Source organism: Acidimicrobiales bacterium, from assembly GCA_035316325.1.
GTDB lineage: Bacteria > Actinomycetota > Acidimicrobiia > Acidimicrobiales > VFJN01 > DASXTK01.
The window spans coordinates 1-19,139 of the sequence record DATHJB010000158.1 but is presented as its reverse complement, the minus strand read 5'-3'; the positions used below and the strand labels follow the sequence as shown (position 1 = coordinate 19,139).

General features: G+C 73.3%; 19 protein-coding genes. 13 read left to right on the top strand and 6 right to left on the bottom strand.

Annotated elements, in window-relative coordinates; genetic code table 11:
- Nucleotides 1-492: 492 nt before the first annotated feature.
- The 3 genes from VK611_20690 (at nucleotide 493) to VK611_20680 (ending at nucleotide 4,137) form a co-directional block, all read left to right on the top strand.
- Entirely contained in the window at nucleotides 493-1,026 is a 534-nt protein-coding gene (locus VK611_20690; protein HMG43762.1) for a hypothetical protein, read from the top strand.
- Between the two features lie 433 nt (nucleotides 1,027-1,459).
- Nucleotides 1,460-2,296 carry a metallophosphoesterase family protein gene (locus VK611_20685; protein HMG43761.1) on the top strand — a complete coding sequence of 279 codons (837 nt, stop codon included), beginning with the start codon at nucleotides 1,460-1,462 and terminating at the stop codon, nucleotides 2,294-2,296.
- A 779-nt stretch (nucleotides 2,297-3,075) separates the two neighbouring features.
- Nucleotides 3,076-4,137 carry a hypothetical protein gene (locus tag VK611_20680; protein ID HMG43760.1) on the top strand — a complete coding sequence of 354 codons (1,062 nt, stop codon included), beginning with the start codon at nucleotides 3,076-3,078 and terminating at the stop codon, nucleotides 4,135-4,137.
- A gap of 47 nt (nucleotides 4,138-4,184) precedes the next feature.
- Here VK611_20680 and VK611_20675 read toward each other — a convergent pair whose 3' ends face one another.
- The 3 genes from VK611_20675 to VK611_20665 all read right to left on the bottom strand — a co-directional run bounded on the left by VK611_20675 (nucleotide 4,185) and on the right by VK611_20665 (nucleotide 7,032).
- The gene (locus VK611_20675) at nucleotides 4,185-4,832 is read right to left on the bottom strand and encodes a GntR family transcriptional regulator (protein HMG43759.1); all 648 of its coding nucleotides are present in this window, start codon (nucleotides 4,830-4,832) and stop codon (nucleotides 4,185-4,187) included.
- Between the two features lie 69 nt (nucleotides 4,833-4,901).
- Nucleotides 4,902-5,855, bottom strand: a complete 954-nt coding sequence (locus VK611_20670; GenBank protein HMG43758.1) for a 2OG-Fe(II) oxygenase family protein — start codon at nucleotides 5,853-5,855, stop codon at nucleotides 4,902-4,904.
- 7 nt (nucleotides 5,856-5,862) lie between these two features.
- Nucleotides 5,863-7,032: a hypothetical protein gene (locus VK611_20665; GenBank protein ID HMG43757.1), complete on the bottom strand. Its 1,170-nt coding sequence runs from the start codon at nucleotides 7,030-7,032 to the stop codon at nucleotides 5,863-5,865.
- 244 nt (nucleotides 7,033-7,276) lie between these two features.
- On the opposite strand from VK611_20665, the gene VK611_20660 reads away from it, so the two are divergent.
- The 3 genes from VK611_20660 to VK611_20650 are packed head-to-tail and all read left to right on the top strand — an operon-like array spanning nucleotide 7,277 to nucleotide 10,372.
- A complete protein-coding gene (locus VK611_20660) occupies nucleotides 7,277-8,560 on the top strand; it encodes an aromatic ring-hydroxylating dioxygenase subunit alpha (protein HMG43756.1) in 1,284 nt (427 codons plus the stop codon).
- Nucleotides 8,561-8,594: 34 nt separating this feature from the next.
- Nucleotides 8,595-9,128, top strand: a complete 534-nt coding sequence (locus tag VK611_20655; GenBank protein HMG43755.1) for a nuclear transport factor 2 family protein — start codon at nucleotides 8,595-8,597, stop codon at nucleotides 9,126-9,128.
- The gene (locus VK611_20650; protein ID HMG43754.1) at nucleotides 9,125-10,372 is read left to right on the top strand and encodes an MFS transporter; all 1,248 of its coding nucleotides are present in this window, start codon (nucleotides 9,125-9,127) and stop codon (nucleotides 10,370-10,372) included. Before VK611_20655 ends, VK611_20650 begins: the two co-directional genes overlap by 4 nt.
- Nucleotides 10,373-10,389: 17 nt before the next feature.
- Here VK611_20650 and VK611_20645 read toward each other — a convergent pair whose 3' ends face one another.
- Entirely contained in the window at nucleotides 10,390-10,932 is a 543-nt protein-coding gene (locus VK611_20645) for a nuclear transport factor 2 family protein (GenBank protein ID HMG43753.1), read from the bottom strand.
- Nucleotides 10,929-11,258, bottom strand: coding sequence for a hypothetical protein (locus tag VK611_20640; protein HMG43752.1), 330 nt, complete (start codon nucleotides 11,256-11,258; stop codon nucleotides 10,929-10,931). Before VK611_20640 ends, VK611_20645 begins: the two co-directional genes overlap by 4 nt.
- A gap of 184 nt (nucleotides 11,259-11,442) precedes the next feature.
- Between VK611_20640 and VK611_20635 the strand changes: the two genes are divergently transcribed.
- From VK611_20635 to VK611_20605, 7 genes are read left to right on the top strand one after another with little or no spacing between them, the layout of a single operon-like run.
- Nucleotides 11,443-12,258, top strand: a complete 816-nt coding sequence (locus VK611_20635; protein ID HMG43751.1) for an ABC transporter ATP-binding protein — start codon at nucleotides 11,443-11,445, stop codon at nucleotides 12,256-12,258.
- The gene (locus VK611_20630) at nucleotides 12,255-13,181 is read left to right on the top strand and encodes an ABC transporter permease (protein ID HMG43750.1); all 927 of its coding nucleotides are present in this window, start codon (nucleotides 12,255-12,257) and stop codon (nucleotides 13,179-13,181) included. The genes VK611_20635 and VK611_20630 overlap by 4 nt, the downstream gene beginning before the upstream one ends.
- Nucleotides 13,182-13,188: 7 nt before the next feature.
- Nucleotides 13,189-14,010: an FAD binding domain-containing protein gene (locus VK611_20625; GenBank protein HMG43749.1), complete on the top strand. Its 822-nt coding sequence runs from the start codon at nucleotides 13,189-13,191 to the stop codon at nucleotides 14,008-14,010.
- Complete coding sequence (locus VK611_20620) at nucleotides 14,007-14,573, top strand: 2Fe-2S iron-sulfur cluster-binding protein (GenBank protein ID HMG43748.1); 567 nt, start codon at nucleotides 14,007-14,009, stop codon at nucleotides 14,571-14,573. Before VK611_20625 ends, VK611_20620 begins: the two co-directional genes overlap by 4 nt.
- Nucleotides 14,566-16,809, top strand: coding sequence for a molybdopterin cofactor-binding domain-containing protein (locus tag VK611_20615; GenBank protein HMG43747.1), 2,244 nt, complete (start codon nucleotides 14,566-14,568; stop codon nucleotides 16,807-16,809). Before VK611_20620 ends, VK611_20615 begins: the two co-directional genes overlap by 8 nt.
- Nucleotides 16,810-16,811: 2 nt before the next feature.
- Entirely contained in the window at nucleotides 16,812-18,017 is a 1,206-nt protein-coding gene (locus VK611_20610; protein ID HMG43746.1) for an aromatic ring-hydroxylating dioxygenase subunit alpha, read from the top strand.
- Nucleotides 18,014-18,475 carry a VOC family protein gene (locus VK611_20605; protein ID HMG43745.1) on the top strand — a complete coding sequence of 154 codons (462 nt, stop codon included), beginning with the start codon at nucleotides 18,014-18,016 and terminating at the stop codon, nucleotides 18,473-18,475. The genes VK611_20610 and VK611_20605 overlap by 4 nt, the downstream gene beginning before the upstream one ends.
- A 418-nt stretch (nucleotides 18,476-18,893) precedes the next feature.
- Here VK611_20605 and VK611_20600 read toward each other — a convergent pair.
- A partial coding sequence (locus tag VK611_20600; protein ID HMG43744.1) for a hypothetical protein occupies nucleotides 18,894-19,139 on the bottom strand: 246 nt, incomplete at its 5' end.

Below are 19,139 nucleotides of genomic sequence, written 5' to 3'. Positions count from 1 at the left end.
AGTCCCCCCTCCGACACGACCTCTCATCAACCCTTGAGGGGTGCAGGTGACCCGCGCGGTTCGGGTCACGGGGTCGAAACTGACCGCCACGCCTAGCGAGGTCAGTAGCTCTGCCTTGCCGGCTCCGTCGGCCTGCCCGAGCGCTGTCCGCAGGTCCCCGCAGGTCTCGTGGACATCTGCGCTGAGGGCTCGATGTCGTCGGCGCCGAGCACCAACCAGCTCGAACACCCAGCACCCGAGCTGGAGTCGCCCGACAGAGCGGACGACTTCGGCCTGGGCTTCTAATGGTGTGCCCTGAGGATCCGGTGTACGGATCTCCGCGCCGGGGAGGTCAGCGGCAAGGGCGACGGGGCCGCCTGTTATCGCGCCCCCGCTGACGCCTGTCCTGACGCCCCGACGTCCCGACACTCACGCGAAGCTGGTCCGGTGGGCTTACCGTACGTCTATCGCCATCGACCGGGATGGTTGTATGCCGCCATTGCGGGATTGGCGGTGCTCACGCCAGTGCTCGGAGCAGTGCTCGTGATCGACGGCTTCGGGTTCGTCAAGCTCCTCTGGCTCCTCACCGCCGCCAACTGGTGTTGGACCCTCAGCACCCAACGATCCTTCGAGGTCACAGTCGACGAGAACACGATCACCTTCCGGCGCGTCGTCGGGCAGAGGTCCCGACCGATGACGGAGCTGACCCGGGTCGTCGCCGTCACCAAGGAACTGCTCCTCTTCTCGTTCGGCAAACACGACGAGAACGTGTTCCGGAGCGAGGGAGCCGACCTGCTGCTCGACCACATCCACCAGGTCAAGCCCAGCTTGAATGATCTGCTCACCCCACCCGACTTCACCATCGTGCTCCGCGGCTACGAACGGAAATCCGTCGACGACTACATCGCCCGACGCAGGGACGGTGTCCGTGACGGCGACGAACCGGCGACATCGACACCACCGGCGTTCCCGATCGTGATGCGCGGCTACGAACGAACCCAGGTCGACGCCTACTTGGGGATCCCCACGCCATCGGCCGCCGACTAGCTGCTCTCCCCCGATGTTGCCCGACGAGTCGCCAGCCGTGAGGAGACCACAACGACCGCCACGGTCGATCCGGCGACGAAGATGCTCTGGCCCAGCTCCATGTCGAAGAGGGTTATCGCCACGCCAACAGCGACGAGGACATAGGCGGACGGCCCAACCAACCAACGCCACCACCGGCTGTCAGAGATGCGACGCCACAGAACGCTGTCGTACCTCGCACGCCCCGCTACGTGGCGTGCACGGAGCTCACCATCATCAGCCCGAACCGGATCGCCAGCCACGTGGCCAGTCTCGCAGCCAGCGCCGTCGAGCCGATGGCACCGAACGATGGCGCGGAGTGATGTCTGTGGGAGCTGCCGTCCCCTCAATCTCAAGGGAGCGCGACCGATCAATCTCAAGGGAGCGCGACCGAGATCACTGAGCCGGCGTTTCGGTGCAGGCCGTCTGCAAGCCTCTCGGGGTGAGGATCGCTCTGGTGTCGGACATCCACGGCAACCGCCAAGCGCTCGAGGCCGTGATCGCTGACGCCACCACGCGGGGCGTCGACCGGTGGTGGGCGCTGGGTGACCTCGTCGCGATCGGTCCCGATCCCGTCCCGACACTCGAGTTGCTCGCCGACCTGCCCGCCGTGCAGGTCACCCGGGGCAACACCGAGCGCTACGTGCTGACAGACGACCGACCGCCGCCCCACGCCGACGATGTCCTTGCCGAGCCCGAGCTGCTTCCGCTCTACGGAGTGATCCAGCGCTCGTTCGCCTGGACCGCCGGAGCGCTCGCAGCCACCGGCTGGCTCGACTGGTTGCGCGACCTCCCCCTCGAACTGCGCCTGACGTTGCCCGACAGGACCAGGGTGCTCGGCGTCCACGCCTCACCGGGTCGAGACGACGGCGACGGCATCACCCCACAACGGAGCGAGGACAACCTCCGACGCGACCTGGAAGGCAGCGACGCCCAGCTCGTCGTCGCCGGCCACACACACCAACCGACCGACCGGATCGTGGGAGACGTTCGGGCGGTGAACCTCGGCAGCGTGAGCAACCCGATCACCGACGACCTGCGGGCCAGCTACGCCATCCTCCACGCAGACCGACACGGACACCGACACGGACACCGCATCGAACACTGCCGCGTCAGCTACGACCGCGACGCATTCCTCGCATCGATAGCCCGCTCCGGCCACCCAGCAGCGGACTACATCGCCTCATTCCAACACGGCAAACAGGTACGCCATCCGGCACAACAGCCAGGAGCGCCGGACCCGATCGCATGACCTCGACACGGCGGTCAGGGAGACGGAGGTGCGACGGCGGCCACGAGTCCCCGGCCAATCACGTCGCGGGTTCGCAAGGCGGCCGCGGCGGAGGTCCGACTGCGGTGCGCATGCTCTCGCAGCAGTCCTGTTGCCGATTCCACGAGCGCTCGGTCTGACCTACCGGCGTCTTGCGACAACCGCGGAGCTGGCGGGGCTCATCGAGGCCATCCGCACCACCAGCAACGACCCCGACCTCGACCTCCTCGACCTCCTCGACCTCCGCTTCCACCTCGAGACCGGCGCCCGCCGCCAAGGCGCCCTCAACCTCCGCCTCGGCGACATCGACACCCGCCGCTCCACCGTCTGGCTATCCGAGAAAGAACACCAGCGACCGCGAACGACCCCTCTCCCCCACCCTCACCCGACTCCTCCACCACCACGCCACCACCCGCAGCGCCCACCACCCCGACGACCCCACCTTCCGCCGACACGACGGCATGCCAATCACCGCTCGCCGCTACAACACCATCTTCGACCGCGCCCGCCCATGCCTCGAATGGGCCCAACACAGCCGGATGACACCGACCATCGGATGGCCAGGTGAGCCAACGACGGGCAACGGCTGGCGGGCTCGCAGGTGTCGCCGTCGAGCTACTACGACTTGCGGAGCCGACCGCCGTCTCGTTGCGAGGTCGCCGAACGGTGTGGGTTCCCCGGTCTTTGCTTTCTCACCGCCACCGCCGACGGGTTCGACTGACATGACCTGCCTGTCGGGCCGGCCGGGTAGACACGCGGGTGTGATCAGGTTCTCGGACGTCCTCGACCCGCTCACCGGGGAGCGGGGCATCGTCGAGGCGGCGCCCGCCGGTGGCGGTCCCACGCCGACGATCGGCGCCTGCGACGGTCGGCACCTGTGGGTGCTGCCCGGTCTCTACGACGGCGACCAGAACTGGCCGGTGCCGGACTGGGGCGTCCGGGCCGGCGACCGGTGGCGGACGCTGGCCGGTGGCGCGGCCCACGTGAACGTCGCCTACTCCTGGGATCGGGTGGCCCCGTGCTCGCCGGCCGAGGTGGCTGCCCGGTTCGCTGCCGTGCGGTTCCCGCAGGTGTTCCCGGTACTGACCGTGCCCCGGGACCGCTCGAAGGGGTTCGCCGGCTGGCTGGCCCGCCACGCACCGGAGCTGCGGGCCACGTGGCCGCCGGTCGTGCGGTTCTTCTCCGGGGACCCGGAGCTGCGGCGCAACCTGGACGCCACGTGGGAGGCCGGCCTGCGGGTGGCGGTGTTCTGCGGTGACGAGGAGTCGATCGCGGGCGTGCTCGCCGACCGGGGCGGGCCGCTGCACTTCCGCCACGCCACGTCGGCCGGTCGCCTCGACCTCATGCTGGCCGCCCCGGGGGTGACCGCCCAGACGTCGCCGCACTTCCTGCTCCGCATCGACGGGGGCCACGCCGCGGCGCTGCACGTCCGCCCTCCGGTGCCCGGCGACCCCGACCGGGCGTCGCTCGTCGGCGCCCTCGACCGGGTCACGATGATCGGTACCGACCACCGCGCGCCCGTGCGCGGCCACGACGGCCCGGGACTCGACGTGGCCGCCACGCTGCTCGGGACGTTGCTGGCACTGGCGGACGAGGTCGACGGCGGGCTCGCGGCCCTGGTCCCGAAGGTGACGACCGGGCCGGCCGCGGTGTTCGGCACGTTCGATCGCCTGCGCCCCAGCCGCGTTCTCGTCGACCCGACGGTCACCCACAACCTCGTGCTGGGCACGGGCGAGGAGGCCCGCCGCGCCCCCTACCTGGGGCGCCGCCTGCGCGGCACGGTCGTCGCGGTGGAGACGGACGGCGAGCTGCTCGTGCTCTGACCCGACCCCGCCGACCGGCCGTCCCGCCAAGGGAGCAGGCGGCCCGCCTACGAGGCGGCGTCGGCGCGGGTCAGGTGGCGGTGGCCGACGAGGTGGGCCTCCATGCGGGCCTCGGCCGCCGGGGTGTTGCCCTCGAGCAGGTGGCGCACGATCGACGAGTGGTCCCGCCACGACGAGTGGACGCGCCGGTCGTCGGTGGGGGAACGCAGCTGGTCGGACCGCAGCCGCACGGTCTCGAGCAGGCGCGTGAGCAGCGGGCTGCCCGTCCCCTCGGCCAGGAGCAGGTGGAAGCGGCGGTTCAGCCCGCCGAGCGCGACGAGGTCGTTGTCGGCGATCGCCTTGTCGCCCTCGTCGAGGAACGCCTGCAGCTCGTCGGTCAGCGTCTCGTCGCGGCGGTCGGCCACGAACCGGACGGCGATCAGCTCGAGCGCCAGTCGGATCTCCTCGACCGCCTCGGCCTCGGACGTGTCGGTGCCGACGACCCGGACGCCGCGCCGCGGCACCCATTCGAGTAGGCCTTCGGACTCGAGGATGCGGAACGCCTCGCGGATGGGGACGCGGGACACGCCCAGCTCCTCGGCCAGCGCCGCCTCGCCCAACCGATCGCCCGGCCGCAGCTCGCCGACGAGGACCCGCCGGCGGAGCTCGTCGACGACGTCCTTGCGCAGGCTGCCGGGTGCGTCAACTCGCTTCACGGCACCGAGGCTCCCACACCGGCGGTCGTTTCGGCACGACGATGCGGGGTGACCCTTCCGCTCCCGTGCTCACGTGTACACCCGGTCCAGCCGCTCGGCGACGAACGCGCCGGCTGCGACGGCCTCGGCGGGGCCGCCGCCGGCCGGGGTGACGATCGTCGTCGGGTCGGGGAACACGAAGAACACGACCGACATGCGCTCGCCCGACGCGCTCGGGGCGCTGACCCGGTGGCGCGGCGCCCGCCAGCGCCTGCCGGTGGCGAACGGCAGGAGGTCGCCGAGCAGCAGGATCAGGTGCCCGGGGCGGGGCGGGGCGGCGACCCAGTGGCCGTCGACCTCGATGTCCAGGCCGTCGACGCCGCCGGGGTGGTGCAGCAGGGTGAAGGGCCCGAAGTCGGTGTGCGCGCCGCGCAGGCCGCCCTCGTCGGACGGTTGGGACGGCCCGGACGGCTCGGACGGCTCGGCATCGTCGCCCGGGTACCAGTTGACGGCCAGGTTCGAGGCGTGCCCACCCATCCATCGGGCGACGCCCGGGTCGGCCGGCCCGGCGGCGGCCGCCAGCAGGTCGGCGGCGGCTGCGGCGGTCTGCTCGAACGCGGCGTAGGCCGCCAGCCAGGCGGAGCGCATGGCCGGTGCGGCGGCGCCCCAGCCGGCGGGGCCGCCGGCGGCGCCGTCGCCCCCGGAGTCGCCCGGGGTGCCGGCGCCGACCTTGAACAGCTCGCAGCGGTCACGGGACGCGGCCACCGTGCCGGCGGCGGCGGCGTAGGCACCGGAGCCGGCCGGGCGGTAGCCGAACGTCCCGGGGCCGCGGGCCGACAGGGCGAGCTTGTCGCCCGCCGGCTGCCGGAAGAACGCGGCGGTCGCCTCGGCGAACCCGGCCAGCAGGGCCGGCGACAGGGCGGGGTCGCGCACGTAGCAGGCGCCGACCTCGGCCATGGCCGTGTCGAGGCGGGCGCGGGCGGCGCCGGCCGGGTCGCCCCGGCCGGCCGCGCCCACCTCGAAGGTGCCGAGCGTGGCGGGCACGTCGCCCTTACTGCCCGGGGGCGCTCACGCCCGCCGAGATCGAGGTGTCGAGGAACTCGTTGGTCGCGAAGTCCTCCCAGGCGATGTCGTCCGGCACGTCGCTGCCGGTCTCCTCGAGCACAGGGACGACCGTGTCGAGGATCTCCTGCATCCGGTCGGCGTCGAACGAGCCCTGCACGCCGTCCGTGCCGTCGGCGAAGGTGCCGAAGCCCGCCAGGGCGTCGTGGGCGTAGTCGTTCTGCTCGATCGTCGTCTGCCAGAAGTCGCCGATCTCGGTGTTCAGGTCGACGATCACCTGGTTCACCCCCGCCGGGTCCGCCATGTAGTCGATGATCGACTGCTGGAGGATCGGAACCAGCAGCTCGAGGCACTCGCGGTCGTCCTCCAGCTGGTCGGTGCGCACGGCGATGCTGGAGCCGTAGATCGGGTAGCCCGCGTCGTAGAGCAGCATCGCCTCCAGGGCCTTGCCCCACTCGGGCAGCTGGGTGAACGTGTACGGCTCGAGGCTGGCATAGCCCGAACCGAGGACCGCCTCGCCCTGGGACGACACGAACTGGTCGGGGGCGCCGGTGTAGGAGCCGTCCATCTGCTCTTCGCGGATGAGGCCGGCGCCGATCAGCCACCGCTGGTAGGTCGAGCCCTCGAACACCAGCACGGTGGCGTCGCTCTCGCCGACGTCGCCGATCTCCTGGAAGTCGTAGGTGTCCGGATCGAAGATGATCGCCTGAGGTGGCACCTGCATGTAGCTGACGACCGCGGTGGTCGGCGCCTCCTCGATGTTCTCGATGCCCTCGTCCGTGTCGATCAGCGCCATCGTCAGGCTGTCGTCGAGGTAGAGCTGGGCGGACGCCTGCGTGTTGCCGAGGAACGGACCGCCGGCCCGCACCTCGAACGTGACGCCGCTGTCGCCGATCTCGCCGCGGTAGGCGCCGGCGCTGCCGTCGATCTCGCCGTCCTCGCCGATGACCTGGTAGAGCGGGCCGTACTCGGCCTCGGGGAACCAGCCGGTCTGCACGGCGACTGTCTCGGGGCACGCGGCGGCCAGCTCGCTGGTGCTGCCGCCATCCCCGCCGGCGTCGTCGTCCGACGAGGCGGTGTCGTCGTCGCCGCAGGCGGCGAGCAGTGCCAGTGTCAGAGCCACGGCGGTGCCGCGGGCCAGGGGTGTCCGGAAGCGCATCGTTCTCCTTGCGAGGAAGTCCCGGGCCACCGCCCGAACGGCGGGGACTGTGCGGCATGTTGTATACGAGCGCGCCGATCCCAGAGTTTCCCTCCCATTACGGATCTGGGTCCGTTGCCCCACGGGACTCTTTCGCCGTAGGGCTGCTCCCGGTGAGCGGTCGACAGGTTTTGGACAGGCGCCGGCCGCGGCCCCGTTACGCGTCCGACGCTCCTCCGAAACGAGTCTTGTATACAAGAAGGGCGTGAGTACCACGCAGACGCTCCCGATCCCGCCCTTCGCCCTGGCTGCCGGCCGCCGCCTGCTCGCCGACGCCGACGGGTGCGCCGACCCGGTGGCGGGCGCCCGCCTGCTGCCGCGCTCCGCCTACGTCGACCCCGACGTCTTCGAGTTCGAGAAGCACACCGTGTTCTCCCGCGAGTGGTTGTGCATCGCCCACGAGAACGAGGTGCCGGAGCCCGGCGACGTGCTCGCGCTCACCGTCGTCGACGAGCCGCTCCTGGTCGTGCGGGGCGCCGACGGCGACGTGCGGGTGCTGTCGGCCACCTGCCAGCACCGGGGCCACCCGCTCTTCGACGGGCTCGCCGCGCTCGGCGAGGACGCCGGCTGCGTCAAGGCCAAGCGGTTGACCTGCCCGTACCACGGCTGGGTCTACAACCTCGACGGGCGCCTGGCGGCGGCGCCCACCATGCAGGAGACCACGCCGGTCGAGACGCTGCGCGCCACCGTGGCGCTGCCCTCGGTGCGGTCCGAGGTGTTCCACGGCCTGGTCTTCGTCAACTTCGACGACGACGCCACCCCGCTGGCCCCGACGCTCGGCAAGCTCGACGCCGAGCTGACCACGTTCGGCCTCCCGGACCTGTCCGCCATGCCCGGCTCCACGCGCACGGGCCTGGGCTGGAACTGGAAGCTGCACCACGACAACGCGCTGGAGCCGTACCACACGGCCTACGTGCACAAGGGCGTCCACGAGGCGGCGCCGGCGACGAACGCCCGGTTCTGCGACTTCGAGCGGGGCGACGGGCAGGTCATGCACCCGACCTACCTCGTGTCCGAGGACGCCAGCCTCGACAACGTGTCCGGTGCCCGGCTGACGGCCGCCATCCCGGGCCTCGGCGACGAGCAGCGCAAGCGGGTGATGTTCGCCTCGGTGCCCCCGCTGTTGTTCGCCATCCTGCAGCCGACGTTCGTGTCGCTCTCGTTCGTGCTGCCGGTCGCCCATGACGAGATCGCCCTCCGCCGCGTCGACCTCTACCCGAAGGTCGCGGTCGAGGAGGAGGGGTTCGCCGAGGCCTACGCCGCCCAGCAGGCCCGCAAGAAGGTGGCCATCACCCAGGACCAGACCACGCTGCGGGCCCTCCAGCGGGGCTACCGGTCCCGGTTCGCGCCCCGGGGCCCGCTGTCGTGGCTGGAGGCGACGATCCCACAGATGAGCTCGTGGATCCTCGACAGCTACACCGCCGGGCTGGCGGCGGCCGAGGCATCGCTCCCCGAGGTGCCGGTCGAACTGGCGCCCGGTGCCCACTGAGGGCTCGCCGGCTGCCGGCCGCGACCGTTCGGCAGTGACAGCACTGGAGGCCGAGGTCGGTGCCCTGCGGGCCGCGCTGGGCGACATCGGGGACGAGCGGGCGATCGAGGCGTTGATGGTCTCCTACCACGTCGCCTGCGACCATCCGACGGACAAGGGGAACCAGGTCGCTGCGCTGTTCACCGAGGACGGGCGGTGGGAGAGCGTCGGGGCGCACGGCAACCCGGCATGGGCGGCCGTGGGCCGGGAGGCGCTGATCCCCAAGTTCGACCGCAACCACGAGCGCATGCCGTTCGCCGTCCACCACCTCACCGGCGGCCGCATCGTGCTGGCCGGCGACGGCGCAGCGGCCACCCGCACCGCCCGGGGCGACTGGACCTACTTCCAGGCCTGCACGTACCGGGGAACCACGCCGCTGTGGATCTCCGGCGCCTACCACGTGGCGTTCCGCCGGGAACCGTCCGTCGCCGGCGGCCGCTGGCTGATCACCCACCTGCAGGTGGAGAACCACTTCACGACACCCTTCGACCGAGGGTGGGTCGAGGTGCCCCACGTCGCCACACCGTGAGGGGCGCCAACCTCGCTGCCCTCCGGCACCGACCGCTGGCCGCGTTCCTGGCCGGGAACCTGGTCTCGAACTGTGGGACGTGGGTCCAGAACATCGCCCTCAGCGTGTTCGCGTACCGGCGCACAGGGGGCGACACGTTCTGGGTCGGGGTCATGGGCTTCAGCCAGTTCGCCGCCGTCGGCATCCTGGCGCCGTGGTCGGGCCGGGCGGCGGACCGGATGGACCGGCGACGTCTGTCCTCGGTCGCCGCCGGGGTGAGCGCCGCGCTCGGCGGGCTGCTGGCGCTGCTGTCCGGGCTCGACCTGGCTTCGGTCCCGACGGCCGCGGTCGTGGCGCTGGTCGCCGGTGTGGCGACGGCGTTTGCCACGCCGGCCATGAAGGCGCTGGTCACGGGTCTCGTCCCCGCCGACGAGGTCGGCCGGGCGATGGCGCTCGAATCGGCCAGCTACAACCTCGCCCGCGTCATCGGGCCCCTGGTCGGCGCCGCTGTCGTCGCCGGTCTCGGGTTGACCTGGGCGTTCGCCCTGAACGCGCTCAGCTTCCTCGGCCTGGTCGTGGGACTGCGGTGGGCACGCTCCCCCGGCCCGCCCCGCCGGGCGCCCACGGGCCCGGTCACGCTGGCCTCCGCCGTCCGGCTCGTGCGGCGCCAACCCATCCTCGTGGCGGCGTTCGCCGTGGTCGCCGGCGTCTCGATGGCGTCCGACGCCGTGACGACGCTCGGGCCCGAACTGTGCACCGACGTCCTCGGGCGATCGGACGCGTTCGCCGGGGCTCTCGTCGGAGCGTTCGGGTTCGGGGCGGTGTCCGTCGTGCTCGCGACGTCGCCGTCGCTCCGGACGACCCCTGCTCGCCTCGCCGCCCGCTGCCTCCTCATGGCGCTCGGGCTGGCCGGCCTGGCGACGCTGAGCGGGACCGTCGCCGTCCTCGTGGCGCTCGCCGTGGCCGGCGGCGGGTTCCTGGCGGCGAACACCGAGGCCAGCACGTCCATACAGATGGGCGTCGGCGACGACGACCGCGGCCGCGTCTCGGCGCTGTGGGCCGTCGCGTTCCTGGGGGTACGGCCCGTCGCCTCGCTCGTGCTGGGCGCCACCGCCCGCCTCGCCGGGGTGCGGGTGGCGGCCGCCGTGGCGATCGTCCCGCTGGCCCTCGCGCTGCTGGCTCTGCGCTGGGCGGCCGCGCGCTCGGTGCCGGCGCGCCCGGTGCCGGCGCCCCCGGCGCGGCGTCGCGCCGAGCGCGCGGGCTGACCCCGGCGCGGTCGCGGCTACGCCGTGTCGAAGTCGGGCTCGGCGACCCAGCCCCGGTCGAACCGGGTCGAGAAGAAGCCGCGCAGGCGCAGGTGGGACAGCTTCCACACGCCGTCCTCGACGGCGAAGCTGTTGTCGTAGTGCCCGGCGGTCCAGAGCGGCACCTCGCCGCGGAACGTGCAGGGCTCGAAGTAGTACCACTGGCCCCGGGCGGTCGAGCCGTCCGCGCCGACCTGGACGCGCCCGTTCGTCAGGTAGTGGATCGAGAACGGCAGCCGGGTGTGGTTGCGGTCGAACTTCTCCACGAGCGCCTCCGTCCCGGTGGCGGCCCACGCGACCGCGTCGGGGCGGTCGAGCAGCTCCCACGTGCCGTCCCGGGTGAAGGCGGCGGCGACCGCCGCGCCCTTGCCGGTCGGTACGTCGCAGGCGCACATGTAGCGGACCATGGCCTCGTGCACCCCGTCCTTGGCCGCCAACTCGGCGGCCCGGGCCTCGAGCTCCGCCACGCGGGCCTCGAGCGCTGCCACCGTGGCGGCCGCGGCCCCGGCCCCGGCGCTCACGGGGCCAGCTCCAGCTTGACCATCTCGTCGCGGGCCGTGCCGACGATGACGAGCGCCAGCTGCTCGGCGTTGAGGTCGCCGTAGCCGTCGACGGCGCCGAGCGACGCGCCCTGGGCCTGGAAGGCGGCGAGCGACGGGAACTCAGCGGTCATGACCAGGTGGTGGAGCCCCCCGAGCGCCGGCGCCCACACGTGGTACGGCGTCAGGCCGGCGGCCACGAGGAGCGCGTTCTTCTCCTTCTGCAGGGCGATGAACTGCCCCGCCTTGCCGTAGGTGACGTTTCGGTACACGCGGTGCTGGTGCAGCTGGGGCGGATGGTCCGTCATGGCCGTGTTGTATACGAGATGGTGCCCCGACGGGTTACCCGCGTGTTACGTCTCGGGCGGTCGCCCGGATCCGATCGGCCGGGCTCCGATCCTCCAGCGGCGACAGATCGTGGACAGGCGATCGAGCCACAGGCGTAACAGCCGGGAAACGGCCCGTCCCGAGATCTCGTATACAAGAAGAGGGATGGCTTCCCCCACGAGCACGGCGCTCGCCGACCGGGCCCCCGCCGACCGGGCCCCCGCCGACCGGGCCCCCGCCGCGGACGACGGGCCGGTCCTTCGCTTCGAGCAGGTCGCCAAGGTCTTCCCCGACGGGACCGAGGCCGTGGCCGCCTGCGATCTGGCCGTCCACCCAGGCGAGCTGGTGTCCATCGTCGGCCCGTCCGGTTGCGGCAAGTCGACGTTGCTCCGCATCGCCGCCGGCCTCGACGTCGCCACGTCCGGCACGGTGGAGGTCGACCGCAGCAACATCGGCTACGTCTTCCAGGACGCCAACCTGCTGCCCTGGCGGACGGTACGCCGCAACGTCGAACTGTTCCTCCAGCTCCGCGACGTCCCCAAGGCCGAGCGTTCCGAGCGCGTCGAGAGGGCGCTCGCCACGGTCGGGCTGACCGAGTTCGCCGACCACCACCCGGCGGCGCTGTCCGGCGGCATGCGCATGCGGGCGTCGCTGGCCCGGTCGCTGACGCTCGACCCGCCGGTGTTCCTGTTCGACGAGCCGTTCGGCTCCGTCGACGAGATCACCCGTGAGCGCCTGAACGAGGAGCTGCTCGCGCTGTTCGGCAAACTGCGCTTCGGCGGCCTGTTCGTGACCCACTCGGTGTACGAGGCCGTGTTCCTGGCCACCCACGTCGCCGTGATGTCGGCGCGGCCGGGCTGCATCGTCGACGTGATCGACGTGCCGTTCGGGTACCCGCGGTCGGCCGACCTGCGCCACGAGCCCGAGTTCGCCCGGATCACCGGCCAGGTGTCCAAGGCCCTACGGAGCGTGCATCGATGACCGCCCTCACCGCCGACGTCGCGGGACCGACCACCCTCGACGCCGACCTGCCCCCGGGACCGGTCGACGGCCCGGCGGCGGGCGACCCGGGCCCCGTCGGCCCGTCCGGCGCCCACCTCGTGCTCCGCCGCGTGGGCGCCGTCGGTCTGAAGGTGCTCGGCCCGTTCCTCGTGGCCTGTGGGTTCGTGGCCATCTGGTACGGCGTGACGTACCTGGCGCTGCCGGACCACCAGCGGTTCCTGCTGCCGCCGCCGCACGAGGTCGTGACCGACGGGTTCCTCGACGCCCAAACCCGCTCCGAGCTGATCAGCGGCCTGTGGTCGACGACCCGCGTGGCGACGCTCGGCCTCCTGCTCGCCTTCACGCTGGGCTCGTTCTTCGCCATCTTCCTGGCGCAGGCCCGCTGGATCGAGCGGTCGTTCTACCCCTACGCCGTCATCCTGCAGACGATCCCGGTGCTGGCGCTGACGCCGCTGGTGGGCCTGTGGTTCGGGTTCAACTTCCGCAGCCGCGTGCTGATCTGCCTGATCCTGGCGCTGTTCCCGATCATCACCAACACGCTGTTCGGGCTGCGCTCGACCGCCAAGGCCCACCACGAGCTGTTCACGCTGCACGACTCCGGCCGCTGGACCCGACTCGTGCGCCTGCAGCTGCCGTCCGCCCTCCCGGCGATCTTCACCGGCCTCCGCATCAGCGCCGGGCTGTCGGTCATCGGCGCGATCGTCGCCGACTTCTTCTTCCGCCAGGGCGAGAAGGGCATCGGGCGACTGCTCGACGTCTACCGCTCGCAGCTCGCCAGCGACAAGCTGATCGCCGCGGTGATCTGCTCGGCGGCGCTCGGCGTCGCGGTGTTCCTGGTGATCACCGCCCTGTCGAACCGGGTCCTGCGCTCCTGGCACGACTCGGCGACGCACCGGTCGTGACCCGGCCGTGCTGATCCGGGTCCCGGACGTCGAGTCGGCGGTCGCCGCCCTCGCCGAGCCACGCACGCAGGCGGTGGCCGGCGCCACCGCCCTGCTCGTGGACGTCCACCGCGCCGCGCCCGCGCCGGGTGCCACACGGGCGCTCGTCGACCTCACGTCGGTGCCCGAGCTCTGCGTCCTGGACGAGGCCGTCCCGGGGGAGGCCCCGGGCGTGCGGTTCGGGGCGGCGGTCACGCTGGCGCGCGCCGCCCGGCGGCCCGGCGTCGTGGGGGCGGCCGCCGCCGGGGTCGCCACCCTCGCCGTGCGCCACCAGGCGACGATCGGCGGGAACGCCTGCGCCGCGGCCTGGCCGGCCGACCTGGTCGCCGCGCTGTGGTGCGCGGGGGCGACCGTGGAGGTCGCCGACCCGCACGGGCGCCGCCACCTCGAGCTGGGCCTGGCCCCGCTCTCCCTGGCCCCTGGCGAGATCGTCGTGGCGCTCCGGGTGCCGGACGAGCGCGGCACACACGTCGCCGGCGGGGGCGTCACGCCGACCCGCCCAGCCCTGCGCGTCCTCACCGGCCTGGCGGCGGGCCGCGCCGTGGCCACGGCCGGAGCCTGGCGCCACCCCCTCCCGTCCACGGGCGCGGCCGTCGCCGCCCACGCGGCCCTCCACCCGGCCGCCGACGAGGACGAAGCCGCGGCACCCGCCGACGGCGGGACCAGCCGGGCCGCGTCCGCCGCGTTCGTCGGCGCCGTGCTCGCCGCCGAGCTGGGTGCGCTCGGCGTCCCGGCACCGGTGGCGGCCGACCTGGCCCGACGGACCGCGCTCGCCCTGGAGGACGTGTGACCCTCGCCTCCAACGCGACGCACCCGGTCGCGCCCGCCGGCACAGCCCCGCCGGCGACCAGCCGGGCGATCCGGGTGCTGGCCGACGGGCGAGCGGAGCCCGTCCCCGTGCCCGCCGGCGCCTGGGTCACCCTCCTGGACGCCCTGCGAGCCGCCGGACGGACCGAGGTCAAGGAGGCCTGCCACGAGGGTCGCTGCGGCGCCTGCGCCGTGCTGGTGGACGGCGAGCTGCGCCTGTCGTGCCTCGTGCTCGCCGCCCGGGCGGCGGGCGCCGCGGTCACGACCGCCGCCTCGCCGGAGTGCGGCCGGGCCGCGGAGGCGATCGCCGCCTGCGGTGCCGTCCAGTGCGGCTACTGCACGCCCGGAGTGGTCGTCTGCCTGACGTGGGCCGAGGCGGGGGGCGCCTCCGCCGAGGAGGCTCTCGCCGCCACGATCTGCCGCTGCGGCTGCCATCCGGGCTTCCGCCAGGCGGCCACGGCTCTCGGCCTCCCGGCCGCCCCCGCCACGGGTGCCGACCTCGGCACCGGCCCCGACGGGCGAGCTGTGGAGACCCGCCGTGGCTGACGCCGTGCTCGCCGACCGGCGGGCCAAGGCGACCGGCACCTACCCGTTCTCCAACGACCGGCCGGCGGGCGGGGCGCTGCACGGCACCGTCGTGCGCAGCACCGTCGCCCACGCCCGGCTGCGGGGCGTCGACGCCTCGGCCGCACGGGCGCTCGACGGTGTCGCCCTGGTCCTGACCGCCGCCGACGTGCCGGGCGAGGTGCGGGTCGGCACGATCGCACCGGACCAGCGGGTGCTGGCCGAGGGCCGCATCCGCCACGCCGGCGAGCCCGTGGCGTTCGTGGTCGCCGACACCCGCGAGCTGTCCCGCCACGCCGCCACGCTGGTCCGGGTCGACATCGAGCCGATCGACCCCGAGTCCGACCCGGCGGCGGCCGCCGCCCGCGACCTCCCCCCGTCGGGCGCGGACGACGACCCCGGGGCGCTCCTGGCCCTCCACGTGGTGCGCCGTGGCGACCTGGCGGCCGCCCGCGGGCCGGTCGCCGTAGCGGGGGAATGGACCACGGGGCGCCAGGACCCGGCGTTCCTGGCCCCCGAGGCGGCCACCGCCGAACCGTGGGACGACGGTTTGCGGCTGTGGGTCGCCACGCAGGACGTCCACGCCGATCGCGACGGCGTCGCCCGGGCCCTCGGGCTGCCGCCCGAACGGGTCGACGTCATGGACGCCGGCGTCGGCGGGGCGTTCGGCGGCCGGGAGGAGATGGCCGTCCAGCCCCTCGTGGCGCTCGCCGCGCTCCGGCTGGGACGGGCCGTGACCTGCCGGCTCGACTCGGCCGAGTCCCTGCTGGCCCACCCGACCCGCCACCCGTCACGGGCCCACGTCGAGGCCACCGCCGACGCCGACGGCCGGCTGCGCACGCTGCGCGCCCGCGTCACCCTCGACGGCGGGCCGTACCTGACCACGTCGAAGTCCGTGGCCCGGATCGTCGCCTACACGATCGCCGGGCCGTACCGGTTCGACGCGGTCGACGTCGAGGTCCGGGTCGGCCGGACCACGAACCCCACGTCCGGCGCCCTGCGGGGCTTCGGGGCGACCCAGGCGTGCTTCGCTCTGGAGTCCACGCTCGACCGCCTGGCCGCCCGCCTCGGCCTCGACCCGACCGAGCTGCGGCTCGCCAACGCCCTCGGCCCGGGAGACCGGCTGCCGACGTCCGGCCAGCCGCTCGGGCCCGCCACACCGGTCGCCGAGGTCATCCGCCGCGCCCGCGACCACGCCGTCCCGGCCCTGCCCCCGCCCCCGCCCGGTACCCGCCGGGCCACGGCGCTGGCCGTCGGCCTGAAGCACTGCCTCCGGGGCGACGGTCGCCTCGAGCAGGGCTGGGCCGCGCTCGAGCTTGCCCCGGGCGGTGGCGTCACCGTCGAGACCGCCGCGGTCGACGTGGGTCAGGGCCTGCGGGCAGTGGTCGAGCGGACGGTGCACGGCGCCCTCGGCGACGTCCCCGTGCGGGTCGCACCGGCACGGACCGACCTGGGCCGGTCCGGGTCGACGTCGGCCAGCCGCCAGACCTGGCTGGTCAGCGGGGCCGTCCTCGCGTGCTGCGAGGCCGTCCTCGCCCACCTGCGCAGCGTCGTCGGCGCACCGGACGGCACGGCGCTCCGCCTGGTCGGCGGCACGGTCGTAGCCGGCGGGGCCGCGCGCCCGCTGGCCGAGGTGCTGGCGGCGGCGCCCCTCGGGCGGGTCGTGCGGACCTACGACGCCCCCGCCACCCGGGCCGGAGACCCCGGGGACGGGACCGGCGACGCCGTCCACGTGGCGTTCATGTACTCGGCGCACCGGGCGACGGTCGACGTGGGCCCGGACGGCGCCGTGTCCGTCCGCCACGTGGTCGCCGTGCACGACTGCGGGACCGTGGTCGACGAGCTGTCCGCCCGCCGGCAGGTCGAGGGCGGCGTGATCCAGGGCATCGGGTTCGCCCTGTACGAGCACCTCGCCGTGGCGCCCGACGGGCGGGTCGCCGCCGCCCCCGGGTGGGCCGGCTACCCGGTCCCGGTGCTGGGCGAGGTCCCGCCGATCGACGTGGAGTTCGTCACCACACACGAGCCGGGCCACCCGCTCGGCGTGAAGGGCCTGGGCGAAGCCCCCCTCATCGCCTCGCCGGCGGCGGTGGCACTCGCCGTCGCCCGCGCGACCTCCACCCCGGTCCTGTCCATCCCCCTGGCGCCTGCCGCCCGCCCACGCTGGCTGGACGCGGTCGACGCCGGTGCCACCGACCCGACCCCTCCGCAGGAGAGCTGATCATGGGACCACGGCCCAGCCAAGCCGTCGCCGACCTCGTCGGCCGCCTCGACGAGTGCGTCGGCGACACCCGTACCGCCCGCACGTTGCCGGGCGAGTGCTACACGTCCGAGGAGTTCTTCGCGTTCGAGAAGGAGGCGCTGCTCTTCCGCGAGTGGCTCTGCCTCGGGCACCACAGCTCGATCCCGGACCCTGGCGACTACTACACGATCACCGTGGCGGACGAACCCCTGATCGTCGTGCGCGGCGAGGACCACGTCGTGCGGGTCCTCTCCGCCGTCTGCCGGCACCGCGGCCACCCCGTCGCCCAGGACGCCGGCAACTGCGCGCAGTTCCGCTGCCCGTACCACTGGTGGTCCTACGCCCTCGACGGCAGCCTGGTCGCCGCCCCCGAGATGCGCCACACGCTCCCCCTTCCAGAGCTGCGCGCCGATACACGACTGCCCGAGCTGCGGGTGGAGCTGTGGCACGGGCTGATCTTCGCCAACTTCGACCTCGACGCCGCCCCGCTGGCACCGACCCTGTGGCGGATCGAGCGGGAGGTCGCCGCCTTCGGCATGGAGGACCTGGTCGCCACCCCCGTCGAGAGCGTGGGCGAGCGCCCGTGGAACTGGAAGCTGCACCACGAGAACGCGCTCGAGCCGTACCACACGCAGTTCGTCCACCGCGGCTACCACGAGATGGCGCCGGTCAGCAGGGCGACGTTCTGGGACTTCGAGGAGGACGAGGGCGCCGTCATGCACCCCACCTACTTCGACAACGCCCAGGGCGGCCTCGACGGCGGCATGAACCCGATGGGCGTCGCGATATCGCCGAGCATCCCCGGCCTGAGCGACGACCAGCGGAGCCGTGTGCTGTTCGGGTCGATCCCACCGACGCTGTTCCTCAGCATCTTCCCGAACTACGTGGGCCTGTCGATCCTGCTGCCACAGTCGGCCGGGGTCACCCTGGGCCGCCGGCACCTGCTGTACCCCAAGAGCGTCGCCGAGGACCCGACGTGGTCGTGGATCCATGCCAGCGAGGAGGCGTTCGACGACATCGCCGGCGTCCAGGACGCCACGACCACCTCGACGCTCCAGGTCAGCCTGCGGTCCCGCTACGCGCCCTCGGGCCGCTACTCCCACCAGGAGGCCACCTTGCCCCAGTTCAACACCTGGCTCGTCCGCCGCTACCAGCGGTACCTCGCAGAGACCGGGGCGGCCTCGTGAGCACCGATGCCGTGACGCCCTCGCCGGCGTCGCCGGTGGATGCGGGCGTCCCCCATGTGCTGGGGTTCGACCACATGGTGCTACGGGTGACCGACCCCGAGCGCTCCGTGGCCTGGTACCGGGACATGCTGGGCCTGCGGGCCGAGCGCCTGGAGGCCTGGCGGGCCGGCGAGGTGCCGTTCCCGTCCGTCCGGGTCGACGCCAAAACGGTCATCGACCTCGACGCCCGCAAGGAGAGCGACGGCCGCAACGTCGACCACTTCTGCCTCGAGGTCGCCGAGATCGACCTCGATGCCCTCGTCGCGAGCGGCCGCTACGACATCGTCGGGCAGCCGGTCCGCCGGTGGGGCGCCCGCGGCGAGGCAGACCTGGTCTACGTCCGCGACCCGGACGGCCACGTCATCGAGTTGCGCCACTACGGCCCAACCCGCGGCTACAGCTACCGCGCGCCGACGTGATCGGATCGTGCCGCCCCTGGCTGGCCGGCATCTCGTAGCTCGCGTAGGTGCTCGTGCAGAAGCCGCCGAACACGTCACCGCGACCGCACCATCCTTCAACGCCGGGACGGCCGCCACCCACTCGTCGCACTGGCGGCTCGCTTCCGAGAACCTCGGCGACCGGCGGCTCACCGACATCACGGCCTCGATCTCCAGTGTGTGGTGATCGAGGCCGGGACCCGAGCTCAGCGACGTCGCCTGCAGCCGCCTCGACCAACGCCGAGCGACCGTCTGGCTCCGCGAGGAGAACGCCAGCGACCGCGAACAACCCATCTCCCCCACCCTCACCCAGCTCCTCCCCGGAGCACGGGATCGCGCCAGTCGTCGCCGGTGACGGTCCCGCTTGGGCGAGATCCACGACTCGACGACCGGCACGGTGTCAGCCCGTGGAGGCCCCGTTGAGGGCCAGCGCTTCGAGGCCGGTGACGTGGACGAACACGAGCGCGCTCTGCTCGTCGGGGAGCCCGACCGCAGGATCGACGCAGCGCACGGTCGCGTCGCGGACGGGAAGGATGCGTCGGTTCAGGATGGCGTTGCTCCCCGGCTTCTCGAAGGGATCGGACGGGAACATGACGGTGCCGGTGCAGACGAAGGGCCCCACGTGGAGGCCGGCGGCGACGGTGAA

Bases quoted from the DNA above. Each gene is read 5' to 3' on its own strand.
- VK611_20630 (HMG43750.1), top strand. From the start codon at position 12,255: ATGACCGCCCTCACCGCCGACGTCGCGGGACCGACCACCCTCGACGCC.
- VK611_20610 (HMG43746.1), top strand. From the start codon at position 16,812: ATGGGACCACGGCCCAGCCAAGCCGTCGCCGACCTCGTCGGCCGCCTC.
- VK611_20635 (HMG43751.1), top strand. From the start codon at position 11,443: ATGGCTTCCCCCACGAGCACGGCGCTCGCCGACCGGGCCCCCGCCGAC.
- VK611_20640 (HMG43752.1), bottom strand. From the start codon at position 11,258: ATGACGGACCATCCGCCCCAGCTGCACCAGCACCGCGTGTACCGAAAC.
- VK611_20665 (HMG43757.1), bottom strand. From the start codon at position 7,032: ATGCGCTTCCGGACACCCCTGGCCCGCGGCACCGCCGTGGCTCTGACA.